Origin of the sequence: Paenibacillus bovis (genome assembly GCF_001421015.2) — a bacterium.
Classification (GTDB): Bacteria; Bacillota; Bacilli; order Paenibacillales; family Paenibacillaceae; genus Saccharibacillus; species Saccharibacillus bovis.
In genome coordinates this window covers 5,061,452-5,080,939 of record NZ_CP013023.1, presented here as the reverse complement: position 1 = coordinate 5,080,939, position 19,488 = coordinate 5,061,452, and the positions used below count along the sequence as shown (strand labels likewise).

Sequence of the window (19,488 nt, the reverse complement as noted above, 5' to 3'; positions counted from 1 at the left end):
CCCGGATGAATGGTTAGATTTTTTCGGCTTCCGAAATGCCCAGCTGTATTTTCTGCATCAGCCCCAGCAAGATTTCGCGCTCCGCTTCGGATAGATGGCTCATAATACGGGACGTACTCGTAAAATGAATAGGGAGCAGATCATTCATTAACGATGTGCCTTCATCGGTAAGATGAATAATACTCATGCGGCGGTCGGAAGGATGATCCTGGCGGCTAACGAGTCCGTCACGCTCCATGCGTTCGATCAGTCCGGTCACTGTAGCTTTGGTAATGCCTGCTCGTTCCGCCAGCTCGGTTGCCAGCAGTCCGGTATCCTGATAACGATACAATAAAATAAGCAGCGCAAATTTACCGCTTGAAATACCGTATTGTTCGTATCGTTGTGTACTGACTCTGAAAATATTGGATGATGTGCGCAGAAACAATAGCATCGCTTCTGTCGCAGTAATATCAATTTCAGGAATACGCTCCGAGAATTTCTGAAGCATCTCACGAGTAGGCAGATCACGCATATCAAAATCCATAGCTAATTCTTCCTCTTCAAAAAGATTCGCAGTCATCCGCATGTACAGATACGTAATCTCCATGGCGGCATCGTCGCGTGTTCTATGATTATACAGTGAAAGTTCTCCGTATGTCTCGGGCGACGGCCAATTGTCAGAATGCAACTTTAATTCCTCCTTTCCAAAAATAAAATAGATTTTCTCAAACTTGTTAGCTGGCTAACAACATCGGTGAGCGAGACCAATCATCCGTCTTTATGGGTTCAATGTATTTGCTTGCTTATGATAATCCAGATTTTATATTTTTGCAATTCAAATTTTTGATATTGGTTTGAGTACAAAAGGAAAAAAATGTACAAATTCGCATTGCTTTGCCTTAATGACTGAGCTAAAATTTTAAGTTAAGACAGGGGGGAAGGTTATGACTACATCCAGAACCAGATCGATTGGACCGGCCCGCTTCAATACAGCAGTTCAGGCCCTGGCAGGTCTGGCCTGCAATGGAGGAACCGTATCGAGTTCAGTCATTGCTGCACAGGTTCAGTCGCATGCGACTTTTTTGCGCAGAATTCTGGCTACACTGGCAAGCCACGGAATCGTAGATACACGCGAGGGCAGAGACGGTGGCTATTCTTTGAAAATATCTGCGGATACACTGACACTGGCAGATATTTATCAGGCGATCCGCAATGACGAAGTGCAGCAGGCAGCACCTGCTGAATGTATGGAAACAAGCAGCACCGAAATTGGAAGTATCCTCAAAAACGTCATGATGGATGCGGAGCGGCAGGCAATCGAATATCTCAAAAAGTACACATTATCTGACCTGCTGTATGAAGCCAATCAAAAGAAAATATCCAATATTGCCGAACTGCTGAATAATTAAAACGAAATCAGGGGAAAAGCAGCAGGCCGTATAGGAACAGCAGCAAGCCCGGTGGCGATGATACCTACATCGCTGGCCGGGCTTGTTGTCTACTTATGGATCATAGCGTGCGATATATCAGTGTTTGGCGGCATGAACAGAAGACGTTGTCCCCTGTTCTTCCCTGGCTGCCCGGCGGGCAAACCATGTAGCAAGCAGAGAGCCGGAAATGTTATGCCATACACTGAAAATAGCACTTGGTACAGCGGCTAACGGATTGAAATGGGCGGCAGCCAGACTGGCACCGAGCCCGGAGTTCTGCATACCGGTCTCAAATACAATCGCTTTGCGCTGCGCCGGGTTCATACGGATCAAGCGGGCAAACAGATAGCCGAGCAAATAGCCAAGCCCATTATGCAAAATAACCACAGCAAAAATCAACAATCCGGATTCTACAATATGGGGCTTGTTTAATCCCACTACAATCGCTACGATAAGAACAATCGCCAGTGTCGATACGGCAGGAAGTGCTACAGTAGCCGCTTCAGCCTGTCTGCGGAACAGTGCCTTGACGATAACGCCAAGCAGAATCGGCACGATCACAACCTTGAGAATATCGAGGATCAGACTGCTTGCGCTGACATTCATCCATTGTCCGGCCAGCAGCGAGATCATCGCCGGGGTAGCCAGCGGTGCAATAAGCGTGGATACGGAGGCGATAGATACCCCGAGTGCCACATCTCCGCGTGCGAGAAAGGTCATAACATTGGAAGCAGTACCACTCGGACAGCATCCCACTAGTATAACTCCTACGGCAATATCCGGCGGCAAATGCAGCCCCACCGCCAGACCATAGGCGAGCAGCGGCATAATCACATAATGACCGACAACCCCGAGCGCCACATCCAGCGGGCGACGAAATACTTCACGAAAATCTGCCGAAGATAATGTCAGTCCCATTCCGAACATGACGATACCGAGCAGCAGAGAAATTTGTCCTTTGAGCCCAATAAACACCGAGGGCAGGAAAAAGCCGAGCAGGGCAAACAAAATGACCCATACGGAAAAAGTATTACCTATAAATTTGCTGATTCGTGCAACTCCATTCATGGCCCATTCTCCTCTGTCTTGTCTCTATGTAGTCTGTTGTTTAAATAACAGTGTCCAAAATTTTACTATAAAAAACCTTACATAGCTATTGTCCTGCATCCCAGAAAAATAAGTGTTTTTATTCTTTTATTTGTTCATGATGCACAAAAATAGATAACCAGCATACCGAATAATCAGCTGAAGGATAGATATCCTTCTATATCTTTCACAAGTGAATATTTGGCAGAAAAGGGGATGAAATATGAGCGATACGACAGTACCTGTCTATAATGTAGGAATATTTCTGTTCAACGAAGTGGAAGTACTGGACTTTGCCGGGCCATTCGAGGTATTCTCAATCTCGGTGCACAGTGACGGCAGCAAGGCTTTTCGTGTATATACCGTATCGGAAAACGGGCAGATGATTTCGGCCCGTAATGGTCTGCAGGTACAGCCAGAGTACAGCTTTGCCACCCTGCCGTCTGTTGATATTCTGATCATACCCGGAGGCTATGGAGCAGAAGAAATCGAAATTCACAAACCGCAGGTGATAGAGTGGATTCGCAGTCATGCCGCGCAGCAGCGGGTAGTGGCTTCGATCTGTACAGGAGCATTGCTGCTGGCAGAAGCCAGTTTGCTAGACGGTTTATCCGCGACCACACACTGGATGGATCTGGAGCGTCTGGAGCGTGATTATCCAAAAGTTCAGACACGTTCCGGTATCAAATATGTCGATGAAGGCCAGATTCTGACCTCGGGCGGTATCTCGGCAGGCATTCATCTCTCCCTGCATCTGGTCAGACGATATACAGGAATCGAAACTGCCGAGCGAACAGCCAGACGAATGGAGTACGATTGGAACGAATGAACGAATGAACGAATGAACGAATGAACGAATGAACGAATGAAATTCAGGAAATGAGTGATTATACAATGTATGAAGGACAGGCGATTTTACCGGCTGCTAAAAATATGAAACAGTTCGAACAGCTGCTGGACAGCTCTTATCAATACGGTGTATTTCTGGATACCCATATCGCCCAGCTGAAAAGTATCTATAGAATGGCAGGCAGCCGCAACAAAAAGATGTTTTTACATGCGGATCTGGTGCATGGACTCAAAAATGACGAGTACGCAGCAGAATACCTTTGCCAGGAGATCAAGCCGTTTGGCATTATCTCTACTCGTGGCAATGTCATTATGAAAGCCAAGCAAAAAGGCGTGCTGGCTATACAGCGCATCTTTATGCTGGATACGATCGCACTGGAGAAAAGCTATGCGCTGCTGGAAAAAACGCAGCCCGATTATATAGAAGTATTGCCGGGCGTGGTTCCCCATATGATCCGTGAAGTAGTAGAGCGCGCAGGTATTCCTGTATTTGCCGGTGGTCTTATTCGCACGGTGGAGGATGTAGAGAACGCGCTGGCAGCAGGGGCAACAGCCGTAACCACCTCCAATGCCTATCTGTTTAATGAGTATAAGCGATGAAGAAGATCACAGATTTGCATGAAGAACAGATGAAAAAATGATATTGACACCGCTTACATGTTACGATATGATGAACACAAGTTAATACATGTGACGGAGAACCGGAGAGCCACGCAAAAGCCCTTGCTACATCAGAGGGAGGTTTGCGCTGGCTCTTTTGCGTCTGCTCACGTTTATTACCATAATTACACATACTTAATGTAAACAGACAAAAACATTTTTCCAAATCGAATGGAGGTTATATGATGTCACCGTTTATAGCTGAACTGGTAGGAACGATGATTCTGATTGCTCTGGGTGGCGGTGTCTGTGCAGGCGTATCCCTTCGCAAAACGTTTGCTGAAAATTCAGGCTGGATGGTTATCGGAGCAGGATGGGGACTCGCTGTTGCCATGGCGGTATATGCTGTAGGCAGTGTGAGCGGCGCTCACCTGAATCCGGCGGTTACCCTGGCACTGGCATTCAATGGCGATTTCCCGTGGAGTCAGGTTCCTTCTTATATTCTGGCTCAGATTATCGGAGCTATGGCAGGTGCACTGCTGGTGTACTTCCAATACCTGCCGCACTGGAAAGCAACACCGGATCCTGCGACCAAGCTGGGCGTATTCTCTACTTCCCCGGCGATCAAGCATCCGGTCGGCAATATGCTGAGTGAAATTATCGGTACATTTATCTTCGTCATGGTATTGTTATCTATGGGTGCCAATGAGTTCACACAGGGTCTTCATCCATTGATTGTCGGCCTGCTGGTAGTAAGTATCGGGCTGTCCCTGGGTGGTACAACCGGATATGCGATCAACCCTGCACGTGACTTTGGTCCGCGTCTGATGCATTTCCTGCTGCCGATCCCTGGTAAAGGTCCTTCGGACTGGAAATATGCATGGGTACCGGTAGCGGGTCCACTGCTGGGCGGATCACTGGGCGGACTATTTTACAAAACCGTCTTCCTGGGACAGAGTACACCGTTGCTGTGGGTACTGCTGGCAGTAACAGTCGTATGTCTGTTCTTCGCTCATCTGGCTGGACGCCGGATTCAGCGTTCCGCTTCCGGACAGGCAGCTGCCTAAGCTGCCCTTCGGGTCCAACTTTTGTTATACCCCATACTACAAATTATGATATTGCAAATTCGATAGTGATAATCTTGAGGAGGAACTAACAGATGGAACAGTATATTATGGCATTGGATCAAGGAACAACAAGCTCCCGCGCAATTCTTTTTAACAAAAAAGGCGAAATCCACTATATGGCACAGCGCGAATTCCCGCAATATTTCCCCAAACCGGGTCATGTCGAGCAGAATGCAGACGAGATCTGGAGTTCCATTCTGGCAGTAATTGCTTCCTGTTTGTCCGAATCCCATGTCAAACCGGCACAGATCGCAGGGATCGGGATTACCAACCAGCGGGAAACGACGGTTATCTGGGATCGCAAAACAGGCGACCCGGTCTACAATGTACTCGTATGGCAATCCCGTCAAAGCGCCTATATCTGTGAAGAGCTCAAAGCCAAAGGGCTGGAACAGACATTCCGCGACAAAACGGGTCTGCTGATCGATCCTTATTTCTCCGGTACCAAAGTAAAATGGATTCTGGATAATGTAGATGGTGTACGTGAACGCGCCGAGCGCGGTGAGCTGATGTTCGGAACGATCGATACCTGGCTGATCTGGAAACTGTCCGGCGGCAAAGCGCATGTAACCGATTATTCCAATGCGTCCCGTACACTGATGTACAATATTTATGATCTGAAATGGGATGAGGAGCTGCTGGAGATTCTGGATATCCCGGCATCCCTGCTGCCGGAAGTTCGTCCTTCCTCCGAAGTGTATGCCCATACAATCGATTACCATTTCTTTGGTCAGAGCGTTCCGATTGCCGGAGCAGCCGGTGACCAGCAGGCAGCTCTGTTCGGACAAGCTTGTTATGAAAAAGGATCGGTCAAAAATACGTATGGTACAGGTTGCTTTATGCTGATGAATACCGGTGAAGAGCCGATCCGCTCCGAGCATGGACTGATCACGACGATTGCCTGCGGTGTAGGCGACAAGATCAGCTATGCGCTGGAAGGCAGTATTTTCGTAGCGGGTTCCGCGATTCAGTGGCTGCGCGATGGATTGCGCATGTTCCGCGATGCCGCTGAAAGTGAAACCTATGCTTCCCGTGTGGAATCGACAGAAGGCGTATATATCGTACCTGCTTTTGTTGGACTCGGCAGCCCTTACTGGGATAGTGATGTACGTGGTGCAGCCTTTGGCCTGACACGCGGTACAAGCAAAGAGCACTTTATCCGGGCAACACTGGAGTCCCTGGCGTATCAGACCAAGGATGTACTGACAGCGATGGAGAGCGACAGCGGTGTAACTGTAGGTTCCCTCAAAGTCGATGGCGGAGCAGTGAAAAATGAATTCCTGATGCAGTTCCAAAGCGATATTCTCGGCGTACCGGTAGAGCGTCCGGCTGTTAACGAAACGACAGCACTGGGAGCCGCTTACCTGGCAGGCCTGGCTGTTGGTTATTGGGAAAGCCTGAATGAGATCGCGTCCACACACAGCGATCTGATCGATAATTTCGAGCCGAAAATGGAAGAGAAATATCGCGAAGAATTGTACGGTGGCTGGCAAAAAGCCGTACACGCAGCGATGGCATTCAAATAATACAGTTGTGCAGTAATACGATAAGCAATATCGTATTTCAATTATGCAATAGGCAGCGTACCCTACGCTGTACAATAGGCAAATGATGTAAACCAAAGCACTCGTTGTCCATCAGCAGCTTTTACCGTCTTGCTGAAGGACAATGGGTGCTTTTTTATTTGCAAACATAGCTGTTTATTATGGCCACCCGTACAGAGCTGCATAGTATACCGCTTACATATCAGACGAAAAACAGTAGCTAGACCCTTGCATTTATGCTAAGATGTCAATTGCGAATGATAATCTTTATCAATGTGAAAAGTTCAACCAATCCCATCAAAGGCGGTTTTGATGTATGCATACACAAAAAAGATTCACCATGATCATAATGGCTGTTCTGCTGATCAGTATTCTGGCAGCCTGCAGTCAATCCGGAACAAGCGGCGGCAGCACAAGTCCTGCAGCAGGTACAGATGCTGCTCCGGCAGCACAAGAAAGTGCAACAATTACTTACAAAGCAGCCAATGGCGATGTAGAAGTTCCTCGCCATCCACAGCGTGTAGTTGTACTCGCGGACAGTTATTACGGCTATCTGTATTCACTCGGCATCAAGCCGATTGCTACAACAAACAAGCCATTTGACAGTATCTATCTCAAAGACACAACAGAAGGCGTCACCAATCTGGGCGAAACGCCTGAAGTAGAAAAAGTACTGGATTTGAATCCCGATCTGATCATCGTCTGGGATGGCGACGCCAATCTGGACAAATTCGCCAAAGTGGCACCAACAGTAGCGATCAAGTATGGTCAGTACACGTACAAGGAACAGCTGCAAGAGTTCGGCAAAATGACGGGTACCGAGGATAAAGCCAAAGAAGTGGCAGCTGCCTGGGAATCCAAAATCAATGAAGTCAAACCACAAGTACAAGCAGCTGTAGGCGACAAAACGGTCTCCATTATCCAACCTTATGCCAAAGGCGTATACGTCATGGGCGACAGCTTTGGCCGCGGCGGCGAGATCATCTACCAGGAACTCGGACTCAAAGGTACCGAAATGACGCAAAAAGAAGCGATCGATAATGGTCCGGGTTATGTGAGTATCTCTCTGGAGAATGTTCCCGACTTTGCCGGTGATTATATCTTCACCGCTCCATGGGGCGGGGATGCTGACAAGGAAGGTACTTCTCTGTACAACAGCAGTCTCTGGAAGCAGCTGCCTGCAGTGAAAGCCAATCATGTGTTCAATATCGACCCGATAGCCTATTATTTTAATGATCCGATCTCGATGAATGCACAGCTCGACTTTATCGTAAAAAGCCTGACAGGCAAGTAAGTCGATCAGGCAGTCAGGTCAGTCAGGTTATTGTAAAGATGTATAGATAACAATGGAGCGCAGACACGCAGTCAGTATACGATCACTTCTCTGTTATCCGTACAATAAGAGCCAATTTTCGCTACTGTAAATTGCAATAATCAAAAATAATTGTAAAATTTAAACGTTTTCTTTGCCTGAGTACAGTGCAGTATGGTATAATCTGATTACAAGTTAATAAATTCGTCATTAGACTTTGGAGAGACCACGAATACACGCGGCAGCAGCCGTTTATGTGTAATGTTCGTGGTCTCTTTTTTGCGGCTTTAACTGGAATAATATAGCAATTTAATCGGCTGAACAGCCACATACAAATGAACTTATCACAGGGAGGAAATAATAATGAACACGATGTTTGCAGCACAGGAACGAGCAGTCGTATTACAGAAGATGAGCCAGGAACCACTGGATGTACTTGTCATTGGCGGCGGGATTACCGGATCGGGAATTGCACTGGATGCCGTGACGCGCGGTATGAAAATCGGCTTGGTCGAGATGCAAGATTTTGCAGCAGGTACTTCCAGCCGTTCTACCAAGCTGGTGCATGGTGGGCTGCGTTATCTGAAGCAGTTTGAGGTGAAAATGGTTGCCGAAGTCGGCAAAGAACGCGCGATTGTCTATGAGAATGGCCCTCATGTGACGACACCGGAGTGGATGCTTCTTCCTTTCCATCAGGGCGGAACTTTCGGCAGCTTCAGTACATCGATCGGTCTGCGGGTATACGATTTCCTCGCAGGCGTGAAAAGCAGTGAGCGCCGCAAAATGCTGAGTGCGCAGGAAACGCTGAATAAGGAACCGCTGGTGAAGCAGGATGGACTCAAAGGCGGCGGCTACTATGTCGAGTACCGTACCGATGATGCCCGTCTGACGATCGAAGTGATCAAGGAAGCGGTCAAACGTGGCGCCATGGCTGCCAACTATACCAAAGCGGTAGATTTCATTTATGAAAATGGCAAGCTGAAAGGCGTCAAAGTCAAAGACACCATCAGCGGCAAAGAATACAAAATCTTCGCACGCAAAGTCATTAACGCAGCAGGCCCATGGGTCGATACCCTGCGCAAAATCGATAACTCCAAAAAAGGCAAAACCCTGCAAATGACCAAAGGGATTCATCTGGTTATCGACCACGAACGCTTCCCGCTGGAGCAGGCGGTTTACTTTGATACACCGGATGGACGGATGGTATTCGCGATTCCGAGAGACGGCAAAACGTACGTGGGTACGACCGATACCGTATACAAAGCCGATCCAATCCATCCACGTATGACTACAGCCGACCGTGATTATGTAATCAAAGCGATCAATTACATGTTCCCGACCGTGAAAGTAACCGCAGAGGATGTGGAGTCCAGCTGGGCAGGAGTACGTCCGCTGATTCATGAAGACGGCAAATCCCCGTCCGAGATTTCCCGTAAAGACGAAATCTGGCAGTCCGATAGCGGCCTGATCACTATCGCCGGCGGCAAGCTGACCGGTTACCGTAAAATGGCCGAAATGGTCGTCGATCTGGCAGCCGAGCTGCTGCAAAAAGAAACCGGCCAAACGTTCAAGCCATCCCAGACCAAGCATATGCCGATCTCAGGCGGTAATGTAGGCGGCTCGGCAGGTCTACCTGCTTTTATCCGTCAGCATGCGGATGCAGGTGTAAATGTGGGACTGAGCCGAGAGCAAGCAGAGAAACTGGCTGGTTTCTACGGTTCCAATGTGACGCAGCTGTTCGCCCGTGTCAACCAGCAGGATGCCATTGCCGAAGAGCTGGGACTGCCAGCCGATGTGCGTGTACGTCTCGTCTACGCGATAGAAGAAGAAATGACAGCCAAGCCGGTCGATTTCTTTATCCGCCGTACCGGAGCATTGTTCTTCGATATCGCCTGGGTACAAGAGTGGAAACAGCCGGTTATCGAGTATATGGCAAGACGCCTGAACTGGACTGCCGATCAGAAGCGCCGCTATACCGACGAGCTGGAAGCCCAGCTGCATGATGCAGTAGTGCCTTCCGATGCGGAAGCTAGCAGTGAGTTTGCGGTATAAATCAGTTGTAGAATGTTGTAATCAAATAAAGTACAGCTGCAAATTATGAATATCTATAAACGGCTCTCTTCCTTTGGAGAGCCGTTTTGCTATGTACAGATGCAGAATCACAGAAATAATGAATAATGTCTGTCCCCGACCAAAGTCCAGGTGCAAAATCATCCAGAGGCTGAGGTCAATTCGTATAATTCCATGGTATGCTGGATATACTCAGGTAGACCATAAGGATAAAGGGGAGAAATAATATGATCAAACGGGCCATTCTCGCACCGGTATTGCTGCTGCTTGGCGTGTATTTGTTTTTGAATCCCGGCGGATCGGGTGGGGTAGGTGAGATTTTTGCGACATTCTGGCCGACGTTGTTCGTTATACCGCTCGGGCTGCTGTTTCAGTGGATGTATTTTTCACTGGTGGGGCCCAAGGGAGTCGGGCTTCTGGTGCCGGGAGGTATACTGCTGACAGCCGGAGCAGTGAGCCAGCTGGCTCAGATGTTCGGTATCTGGAGCTATATGTGGCCGGGGTTTATTCTGGCGGTAGCTGTGGGACTGTTCCAACTGTACTGGTTCGGTTCGCGTAACAAATGGCTGCTGATTCCGATCAATATTCTGACGGTGCTGTCGCTGCTCTTTTTCGCTGTCTTCTCGATTGATTCGCTATTGTCACGGCTCATATTTGTTCAGCCGCTGGTCGCAATCGCGCTTGTACTCGGTGGAGCCTGGATGCTGGTAGAGCGAAAAAAAGAGTGGTAATGAATAAATGTGCTGGATTGACCGGGGTTCTACTAACGCAGATAGCAGAACTCCGGCAGGGAAAGAGGCAGAACCGTATACATAGCAGAATCGATGTCATCCCTTCATATCGTATAACGCACATGCTCTATCAGGTATGCTAAAGTATAGGATTCACAGGCGACGCGACATGCTGCCTGGTCTATACCTGCCAGCTTGCAAGACTCACATATCGACTTACGGATAGCTGCAGAATCTTGCTTCACTGAAGAGATCCGCTGCATCTCATCGCTATCCATTTGTATCCGAAAAAGCTGCCGAGTTGGCAGCTTTTTTGGCGTTCCTGAACTCAGCTGTATGCTCACGAAAACAGATCCGGTAAATTTGGGTAATGGTATTCAGTGAATGCAAAAGCATACATATCGTCAATGTACATATATCAGGCATGTATGCCTACCGGCTGCTGTCAATTGAAAGGGAGGAATAATATCGCCTATGGAAACGCTCAATGTTATTATCGTGATTTTACTTATTCTGCTTACATCCTTTTTTGTCGCATCGGAGTATTCGATTATTCGGGTGCGGATCTCACGGATCAACCAGCTGGCAGAAGAAGGCAACAAAAATGCCAAAGCTGTACAGTATATTATTTCCAAGCTGGATGAATTCCTGTCTGCCTGTCAGCTGGGAACTACGCTCACGTCACTGGCACTCGGCTGGTTGGGGGAATCGACGATCGAAGAGCTGCTGCATCCGCTGTTTGTTTGGCTGCAGATTCCAGCGTCGCTTACGTCCGTGCTGTCTTTCCTGATCGCGTTCCTGTTGATGACGTATTTTGAAGTGGTGATCGGGGAGCTGGTACCCAAATCATTTGCGATTCAGGTCGCCGAGCCGATGGCGCTATTCTTTGCCCGGCCGATGATTGTTTTCTACAAAATCACTTATCCGTTTAACTGGGTACTGAGCCGTTCAGCCCGTGTGATTACCGGACTGTTTGGAGTCAAACCGCTGTCCGAGCAAGAGGTAGCACAGAGCGAGGCAGAACTGCGCTTCGCCCTCTCGGAAGGATACAAAAGTGGCAGCATCACCCCGACTGAGTACCGATATCTGAATAATGTATTTGATTTTGACGAATTGGTCGGCAGCGAAATTATGGTACCGCGTACGGAAATTATTTATATTGCACAGGATGCTTCTCTGGCGCAGTTTTATGATATTATTCGTGAAGAGCCATATAGCCTGATCCCGGTCGCGCTTGGCGGAGACAAAGACCGGATTATCGGACTGCTCAATGTCAAAGAAGTACTCCGTGATGCCGTGAACCGGTCGCATGCTCCAACCGATCCGATTGCACCGTTTATCCGTCCTGTGCTGCAGCTGATCGAGACGGTGCCAGCGCGTGAACTGCTCGGACAGATGCAAAAGGAAAATATTCATATGGCCGTCTTGCTGGATGAATACGGCGGTACTGCAGGAATGGTCACCCTGGAGGATATTCTGGAAGAGATCGTCGGTGATATTCCATCCAAATCGGATACCGAGCCGCTGTCCACTCCGGCGATCAGCAAGCTGGGTGACAAGCATTACAAGCTGCAGCCGCAGGCATTGATCCATGAAGTTAACCGTCGCCTTGGCACCGATATTGAAGCAGGCGAAGCTTATACAATCGGCGGCTGGATCCTGTCACGCAAATTCAATATTCGCGAGGGACAATCGGTAATAGAAGAACATTATGAATTTACCGTAACACGGATGGAGCAGCATCATATTCGCGAGATTGAAGTACAGCCGCATGAGCCGGAAGAAATGCAGGAAGAAGATGATTAAAAAGTACAGATAGCTGCGATAACTAAGGGCAGCTAGCCTACGTTCAAGCGGCCATCCTATCTATAAGCAGCTGCAAGTCATAAAAAGCACACCTCAAGCGTAATAAACAGATGCCAACAAACGCAAAACAAGCTTCAAAAGCTGACACCAAAAATAGCATAAAACAGCTTGCCTCTTCACCGGTATTACCGGGAAATGATATAATATAATGAATACCAGCCTTTACGAACCCATGCTCTTAAAAGTTCGACTGCAGCTGATATTCCAACTCTGGATAACGGGGGAACCAAAGATGGCCAAGAAAAACAAAGCTCCGGCAAGACCGGCAGCAGCACAGGATAAACCAGCTACACTCAAAGATCTGTTGAGTGCAGATGTACTCGATAAGCTCAAAGCCCAGGCTAATGAGATGCGTGAAGTAGAGCAGCAACGCCAGGAGCAGGAGCGTCAAAAGGCGGAAGAAGCCCGCAAAGCCGAGCAAAAGCGCAAGGACAATGATTTCGAATATCTGCTGGAAAACAGTAAGCAGGATTGGAAAAAATACAAGTAAGCTAATCGTCATACAAACAGCAAGCCATTCGTTAGATCGGGGGATTCTCTGATATAGCGAATGGCTTCTTTTGTATACTTACTGATAACGATTATCAAAAAAAGAGTTGATCAATAATCGGTAAGTGGCTACAATGATACTTTGTAGTCTATTGATAATGAATATCATTATCGAATGTAAATGATTCCATATTACATAGCAGGTCAGCCATCAGGAGGGAGGATACCGTAAAAAAAGGAATGTACAGGCAGTCATGCCGCTTTTTACGGGATGATATCTGGTATGAAATTGAGAACACTTATTGTACTGTTTGCTCTGCTGGCGATCACCTCTCTATTTGTAGGAGTAAAGGACCTTCGTCCATGGGAGATATTCAGCTGGACAGCTGAACAGCAGCAGGTATTCTGGATTAGCCGGATACCGAGACTGATCAGTATTATTATCGCCGGTGCGTGTATGAGTATTGCCGGACTGATTATGCAGCAGCTCAGCCGCAACAAATTTGTCTCTCCGACAACAGCCGGAACGATCGAGTGGACAAGGCTCGGCATTCTCGTCTCGATGATGCTGTTCGCAGCTGCGGCACCACTGGTCAAGATGAGTATTGCGTTTGTATTTGCACTGGGTGGTACTTTCTTGTTCATGCAAGTGCTGAATCGGATCAAGTTCAAGGATACGATATTTATCCCGCTGGTAGGACTGATGCTCGGCAATGTGGTTAGCTCGATCGCTACTTATTTTGCCTATCGGTACGATCTGGTACAGAATATCTCCTCCTGGCTACAGGGTAATTTCTCGCTTGTGCTGCAGGGGCGATATGAGCTGCTGTATATCAGCGTGCCGCTCGTGATTATCGCATACATCTATGCCAATCGGTTTACGCTGGCAGGTATGGGGGAGGATTTTGCCACCAATCTGGGACTGAATTACAAAAGGGTAGTCACGCTCGGGCTGATTATTGTCTCGCTGATCTCGGCTTCGGTCGTACTGACGGTTGGATCGATTCCTTATCTGGGACTGATTATTCCGAATATCGTCAGCATCTATCGCGGCGATCATCTCAAAAAAAGCCTAATGCATACCGCACTGCTCGGCGCAAGCTTCGTCCTGCTGTGCGATGTACTGGGACGGATCATTATTTACCCTTACGAAATTCCGATCGGAGTGATGGTAGGTGTCATTGGCAGCGGCATTTTCCTGTATCTGTTGTTAAGGAGAGATGCGTATGCGGCTGCAAGCTAAGATAGGGTGGATGACGGGAATATCCCTTGTACTGATCGCTCTGTTCCTGCTGGTCAAGCTGAATCCGGTCAATCTGGATTATGTGCTTCCCCGGCGCGGAGCCAAAATTACAGCGATTGTACTGACCGGTACGACGATTGCGTTTGCTTCGGCTATTTTCCAGACGATTACGAATAACCGGATTCTGACGCCGAGTGTGATGGGACTGGATTCGCTGTATGTGTTTATCCAGTCGGTGATTGCTTTTGTGTTCGGCACATCGAGTCTGTTTATGCAAAATGCGAATGTGAACTTCCTGCTCTGTGTGATCGGGATGATTGCGTTCTCCGGTGTACTGTACCGGCTGATGTTCCGGCGGGAGAATCAGAATATTTACTTTCTGCTGCTGATCGGCATGATTCTGGGCAGCTTCTTCTCCAGCCTCTCGACCTTTATGCAGGTGCTGATTGATCCGAATGAATTCCTGATTTTGCAGAACAAACTGTTTGCCAGCTTCAACAAGGTCAATACCGATCTGCTCTGGCTGGCGCTTATCGGTACGGCAGGGGTCTTTGTGTATGTGTATCCGTACATCAAGTACTTTAATGTACTGGCACTGGGCAAGGATCATGCGGTCAATCTGGGGATTGATTATGACCGTGTGGTCAAACGGTTGCTGCTGGCGGTAGCAGTATTGGTATCGATCTCGACAGCACTGGTCGGTCCTATTCTGTTTCTCGGACTGCTCGTCGTCAATCTGGCCCGCGAGTTCCTGCCGACCTATCGGCACAGCTATCTGATTGCGGGATCTGTGTTGATCGCCATTATTACACTGGTTGGTGGACAGTTTGTCGTCGAGAGAATCTTCGCATTCTCAACACCGCTTAGTGTGATCGTGAATTTCTTTGGCGGGAGCTATTTTCTTTATTTGCTGCTGCGGGGCAATATCGCGAGATAAAACAGGACAAAGGACCCCATCACGAATCTGCAAAGAACAGGGAGAATATCTCCCTACTCGGTCATGAAAGGAAGAGGAAGCATGCTGGAAGTCAAAAACCTGTCCAAAACGTATAACGGCAAAAAAGTGGTCGACGATGTCTCTCTGACGATCAACAAAGGGCAGATTACTTCGTTTATCGGTCCGAACGGAGCAGGCAAAAGTACCCTACTCTCTATGATCAGCCGTCTGATTACGAGAGATCAGGGTGAAGTATGGCTGGAAGGCCGCGAGATTGGCAGCTGTGACAGCAGAGAGCTAGCGCGTACGCTGGCGATTCTCAAGCAGGCCAACCATATCGAACTGCGACTGACGATTCGCGAACTGGTGGCTTTTGGCCGGTTCCCCTATTCACAGGGCCGACTGAAAAAGGAAGATGAACGTCATGTAGATGAAGCCATTGCCTATATGGAGCTTACCGAGATGCAGCACAAATACCTCGACGAGCTGAGCGGCGGTCAGAAGCAGCGTGCCTATATTGCGATGGTGCTCGCCCAGGACACCGAGTATATCCTGCTCGATGAGCCGCTCAATAATCTGGATATGAAGCACTCCGTCCAGATTATGCAGACGCTGCGCCGGATGGTACAGGAGCTGGGCAAGACGATTGTGCTGGTCATTCACGATATTAACTTTGCTTCCTGTTATTCGGACCGGATCGTCGCACTCAAAAACGGCCGGATCGTACAGGAAGGCAGTGTAGAGCAGATTATCGATAGCGATGTACTGCGCAGCATTTATGATCTGGAGATTGGTATCCAGGAGATTGAAGGGCAGCGTATTTGTACATTTTACGCCTGATAACTGTACCGGGAAATAATAGAGAAGTGATACTTAAACTATACAGCGGGTAGCAATAACGAATTCGGTATTGCGCGCATTAACAATAAAAGAGTCTGCCAATTGCAGGTGGCTGTGGCTGTATAGCACAGGGTGGACTGCGGATGGCAGCACTCGGATTTGCAAAAAAATCATCCAGGCAAGATCCAATACACTTATCAAAGGGGAATTATGATGAAAAAATGGACACTGAGTTTGACACTTATTTTGGCGATACTAGTACTGGCTGCTTGCGGCAAAGAAGCCGGATCTACAACAGGAGCAGCAGGAAGCGATGCAGCACCAGCGGCTACTGTCAAAGTCGCTCAAACGACAGGAGATGTCGAAGTACCGAAAAATCCACAGCGTGTAGTTGTATTTGATATGGGCATCCTGGATACCATGGATCAGCTGGGTATTAAGCCTGTTGCTGTCCCGCAGGACAATCTGCCTCCTTATCTGGAAAAATACAAAAGCAGTGATTATATCAATGCAGGTGGTCTGAAAGAGCCGGACTTTGAGAAAGTCAGCGAAGCTGCACCGGACCTGATCATCATCTCCGGACGCCAGGCGGATTCCTATGAAGAATTCAGTAAAATTGCGAAGACGATCAACCTGAGTGTTGATACGAACGATTACATGAAATCTTTTACCCAAAACATGAATATCATCGGTGAAATCTTCGGCAAGCAGGATGAGATTAACGAAGCATTGACTGCTATCAATAATGAAGTAACGGCTACACAGGAAAAAGTAAAAAAAGCGAATCATAATGCACTGATTGTACTGGCTAATGAAGGCAGCCTGAGCGCATATGGAGCCGGTTCACGCTTTGGATTGATTCATGATGTACTGGGCTTCAAAGCCGCCGATCCGAACATCGAAGTATCTACGCACGGACAGAGTGTATCTCCCGAATATGTAGCCGAGAAAAATCCGGATTATCTGTTTGTTGTAGATCGCGGCAGTGCAATCGGTGAAGATTCATCCGGCAAAGCGACAGTCGAGAATGCCTTGGTTAAAAACACCAATGCCTATAAAAACGGACATATTGTCTACCTGAATCCTTACTATTGGTATCTCTCCGGTGGCGGTCTGCAATCCGTATCCGAAATGGTCAAAGAAGTAGGAGATGCAGTACAGGGATAAATGATTTCTGACGTAAACCCTATACAAACAGCACGCAATGAAAACAGGAAAATAGGCAAAAATATGCTAACAGTCCTGCAAAGCTGGTTATCCCGATCTATTCCCAATTCATAACATAGTCTAAAGGAAGCTGTGAGTCATATCGCAGCTTTCTTTTTGTTATATAAAGTGACATAAATAAGTGAAGAGAATGTTGGATATCTGCTAAAATTCGATTTTTATAGCTGAAAATTAATTTTATTGATCAGACCAATTAACTATTTTAATAACTACATTACATAAAAAGAGAACTATACTCTAGAAATTAATCATTATTTCATTATAATGATTATAACAACAGGTGCTGCTCACAAAACTTCCAAGAAAGAAGGTGGATGATGGTGTCTGAAAATACACAGGTAATCGCAGGTCAACAAACCACAGCCGTCCGCAAAAAATGGCTGCGTTCCACCGATATTGCCGGCTGGTGCTTTGTGCTGCCGCTGCTCGTTGGTGTGCTGGGCTTTTCTCTGTATCCAATGGTCTCTGCACTGCTCACTAGCTTCCGCGGTAATGGCGCTGCCTCTGCGCAGTGGGTAGGGTTGACCAACTATTCCAGAGTGCTGCAGGACGATCTGTTCTGGGGGGCTCTCTACAACACCATCTATATTGGCGGGCTGTCGGCCATACTTGGTATTGTGTTCTCCTTTATCCTGGCCAGTCTGGTACATCATCTACCCTGGCAGCGTACACGCAATCTGTTCAAAGCGATTTTTTTCCTTCCCAATGTGGTCTCGGCCGTAGCCACCAGTCTTCTGTTCAGTCTGTTATTTCATCCCGGCAAAGAAGGTCTGATCAACTATGCGCTAAACTGGTTCGGCATTGATCCGGTTGGCTGGTTTACCGATCCTTCGATTGCCCGTCTGAGCGTTGTATTCATGATTCTGTGGAGTGCGCTTGGATACAATACGATTATTTTCCTCGCTGCCCTGCAAAGTGTGCCGCGCGAGCAGTATGAAGCGGCAGATATTGATGGAGCGAGCGCGCTGGGCAAATGGCGTTATATTACGATTCCATCGCTACGTCCGATCTTCCTGTTCATGATTGTCATGGGCGTAATCAATGGTATGAAGCAGTTCACCAATGTATGGCTGATCGGTGGAAGTGCCGGTAATCCATCGGGTGCACTGATGACTTCGGTACTGTATATTTACCGCAATGCCTTTTTGTCTTCCCAGCTGGGGATTGCGACAGCGGCATCGTATCTGCTGTTTGTATTTATCCTGCTGCTGACACTGGTTATCCTCAAGGTAAACGCCAAAAACCAATTGAACTAGGAGGCTGACGACATGGATAAAACTGCACCATCCCTCCCCAAAGCTCCGATAAAGCTGGGCCATCAAACCAGTCGCAAGTTCACCAGTTTTGCCATTATGTTTATTCTCTGCGCCGCCTCCGTGACGATGGTACTGCCATTTATCTGGATGGTTATGACCAGCTTTGACTGGGGAGCACGGCTCAATATTCCGTTTCCGCCGAGCTTTTGGCCGGAAGATCCGTCGCTGCGCACATACCGTGCAGCCCTCACCAATGTGGATCTGATCCGCTATATTCTGAATTCCTTTGTCGTGGCGATCGGTGTCATCGTAATCAGCCTGTTCTCTGCTCTGTTATCGGGATATGCACTGTCCAAGATCCGGTTTAAAGGAGCGGGCATGGTGCTGGTTCTGGCGCTCAGTACGATGATGATTCCTTTTGAAATGACAATGATTCCGCAGTACATGCTGTTTAACCAGATTCATCTCCTGGATACATATTGGGTTTTCTTTTTGCCGGCACTGAATTATGCGTTTGGTACCTTCCTGTGCAAGCAGTTTATTGACGGGCTGCCGGGTGAACTACGGGAGGCGGCATTGATCGACGGAGCGAGTGAATATGGCATTTTCCCGCGTATTTATTTGCCGCTCTGTATGCCGATTTTTGCCACGATGGTCATTTTGCAATTCCTGGGTGTGTGGAATGAATTAATCTGGCCGCTGCTGGCGCTGAACAATCCGGACAAGTACACGATTCAGCTCGGTCTGGCGATGTTCAATTACAACAACGGTTCCCGTCAGATGCCATCGATTATTATGGCTGCTACCTGTATCAGTCTGATCCCGGTACTGGTGCTGTATATGTTCCTGCAAAAATATATTGTGGAAAGTATCGCAACAACAGGTCTGAAGCAGTAACC

General features: G+C 47.9%; 18 protein-coding genes. 16 read left to right on the top strand and 2 right to left on the bottom strand.

Features of this window, described 5'->3' with window-relative positions:
• Nucleotides 1-13 precede the first annotated feature (13 nt).
• Nucleotides 14-670, bottom strand: coding sequence for a MarR family winged helix-turn-helix transcriptional regulator (locus AR543_RS21765; RefSeq protein ID WP_227871797.1), 657 nt, complete (start codon nucleotides 668-670; stop codon nucleotides 14-16).
• Nucleotides 671-926: 256 nt separating this feature from the next.
• Between AR543_RS21765 and AR543_RS21760 the strand changes: the two genes are divergently transcribed.
• Nucleotides 927-1,391 (top strand): RrF2 family transcriptional regulator, encoded by a 465-nt coding sequence (locus AR543_RS21760; RefSeq protein WP_060536403.1) that lies wholly within the window; start codon nucleotides 927-929, stop codon nucleotides 1,389-1,391.
• A 117-nt stretch (nucleotides 1,392-1,508) separates the two neighbouring features.
• On the opposite strand, the gene AR543_RS21755 is transcribed toward AR543_RS21760, so the two are convergent.
• A complete protein-coding gene (locus tag AR543_RS21755) occupies nucleotides 1,509-2,480 on the bottom strand; it encodes a bile acid:sodium symporter family protein (protein ID WP_060536402.1) in 972 nt (323 codons plus the stop codon).
• A 241-nt stretch (nucleotides 2,481-2,721) separates the two neighbouring features.
• On the opposite strand from AR543_RS21755, the gene AR543_RS21750 reads away from it, so the two are divergent.
• From AR543_RS21750 to AR543_RS21680, 15 genes are all read left to right on the top strand, one after another.
• Nucleotides 2,722-3,327 (top strand): DJ-1/PfpI family protein, encoded by a 606-nt coding sequence (locus AR543_RS21750; protein WP_060536401.1) that lies wholly within the window; start codon nucleotides 2,722-2,724, stop codon nucleotides 3,325-3,327.
• Nucleotides 3,328-3,377: 50 nt separating this feature from the next.
• Complete coding sequence (locus AR543_RS21745; RefSeq protein ID WP_269466987.1) at nucleotides 3,378-3,947, top strand: glycerol-3-phosphate responsive antiterminator; 570 nt, start codon at nucleotides 3,378-3,380, stop codon at nucleotides 3,945-3,947.
• Between the two features lie 245 nt (nucleotides 3,948-4,192).
• Nucleotides 4,193-5,014: an MIP/aquaporin family protein gene (locus tag AR543_RS21740; RefSeq protein ID WP_060536399.1), complete on the top strand. Its 822-nt coding sequence runs from the start codon at nucleotides 4,193-4,195 to the stop codon at nucleotides 5,012-5,014.
• A 92-nt stretch (nucleotides 5,015-5,106) separates the two neighbouring features.
• A complete protein-coding gene (gene glpK / locus AR543_RS21735) occupies nucleotides 5,107-6,600 on the top strand; it encodes a glycerol kinase GlpK (RefSeq protein ID WP_060536398.1) in 1,494 nt (497 codons plus the stop codon).
• A gap of 334 nt (nucleotides 6,601-6,934) precedes the next feature.
• Nucleotides 6,935-7,912, top strand: a complete 978-nt coding sequence (locus AR543_RS21730) for an iron-hydroxamate ABC transporter substrate-binding protein (protein ID WP_060536397.1) — start codon at nucleotides 6,935-6,937, stop codon at nucleotides 7,910-7,912.
• A gap of 381 nt (nucleotides 7,913-8,293) precedes the next feature.
• Entirely contained in the window at nucleotides 8,294-9,982 is a 1,689-nt protein-coding gene (locus AR543_RS21725; protein WP_060536396.1) for a glycerol-3-phosphate dehydrogenase/oxidase, read from the top strand.
• A gap of 245 nt (nucleotides 9,983-10,227) precedes the next feature.
• Nucleotides 10,228-10,731, top strand: coding sequence for a hypothetical protein (locus AR543_RS21720; RefSeq protein ID WP_060536395.1), 504 nt, complete (start codon nucleotides 10,228-10,230; stop codon nucleotides 10,729-10,731).
• A 474-nt stretch (nucleotides 10,732-11,205) separates the two neighbouring features.
• Nucleotides 11,206-12,537 carry a hemolysin family protein gene (locus AR543_RS21715; RefSeq protein ID WP_060536394.1) on the top strand — a complete coding sequence of 444 codons (1,332 nt, stop codon included), beginning with the start codon at nucleotides 11,206-11,208 and terminating at the stop codon, nucleotides 12,535-12,537.
• Between the two features lie 292 nt (nucleotides 12,538-12,829).
• Nucleotides 12,830-13,087, top strand: a complete 258-nt coding sequence (locus AR543_RS21710; RefSeq protein ID WP_060536393.1) for a YqkE family protein — start codon at nucleotides 12,830-12,832, stop codon at nucleotides 13,085-13,087.
• A 282-nt stretch (nucleotides 13,088-13,369) separates the two neighbouring features.
• Entirely contained in the window at nucleotides 13,370-14,329 is a 960-nt protein-coding gene (locus AR543_RS21705; RefSeq protein WP_060536392.1) for an ABC transporter permease, read from the top strand.
• Nucleotides 14,313-15,266 (top strand): iron chelate uptake ABC transporter family permease subunit, encoded by a 954-nt coding sequence (locus AR543_RS21700; RefSeq protein ID WP_060536391.1) that lies wholly within the window; start codon nucleotides 14,313-14,315, stop codon nucleotides 15,264-15,266. Before AR543_RS21705 ends, AR543_RS21700 begins: the two co-directional genes overlap by 17 nt.
• Before the next feature lie 81 nt (nucleotides 15,267-15,347).
• A complete protein-coding gene (locus AR543_RS21695; protein ID WP_060536390.1) occupies nucleotides 15,348-16,106 on the top strand; it encodes an iron ABC transporter ATP-binding protein in 759 nt (252 codons plus the stop codon).
• Between the two features lie 213 nt (nucleotides 16,107-16,319).
• Nucleotides 16,320-17,273, top strand: a complete 954-nt coding sequence (locus tag AR543_RS21690; protein WP_060536389.1) for a siderophore ABC transporter substrate-binding protein — start codon at nucleotides 16,320-16,322, stop codon at nucleotides 17,271-17,273.
• A 374-nt stretch (nucleotides 17,274-17,647) separates the two neighbouring features.
• Nucleotides 17,648-18,589, top strand: coding sequence for a carbohydrate ABC transporter permease (locus tag AR543_RS21685; protein WP_060536388.1), 942 nt, complete (start codon nucleotides 17,648-17,650; stop codon nucleotides 18,587-18,589).
• Nucleotides 18,590-18,601: 12 nt separating this feature from the next.
• Nucleotides 18,602-19,486, top strand: coding sequence for a carbohydrate ABC transporter permease (locus tag AR543_RS21680; protein ID WP_017814245.1), 885 nt, complete (start codon nucleotides 18,602-18,604; stop codon nucleotides 19,484-19,486).
• The last annotated feature ends 2 nt before the right edge of the window (nucleotides 19,487-19,488 follow it).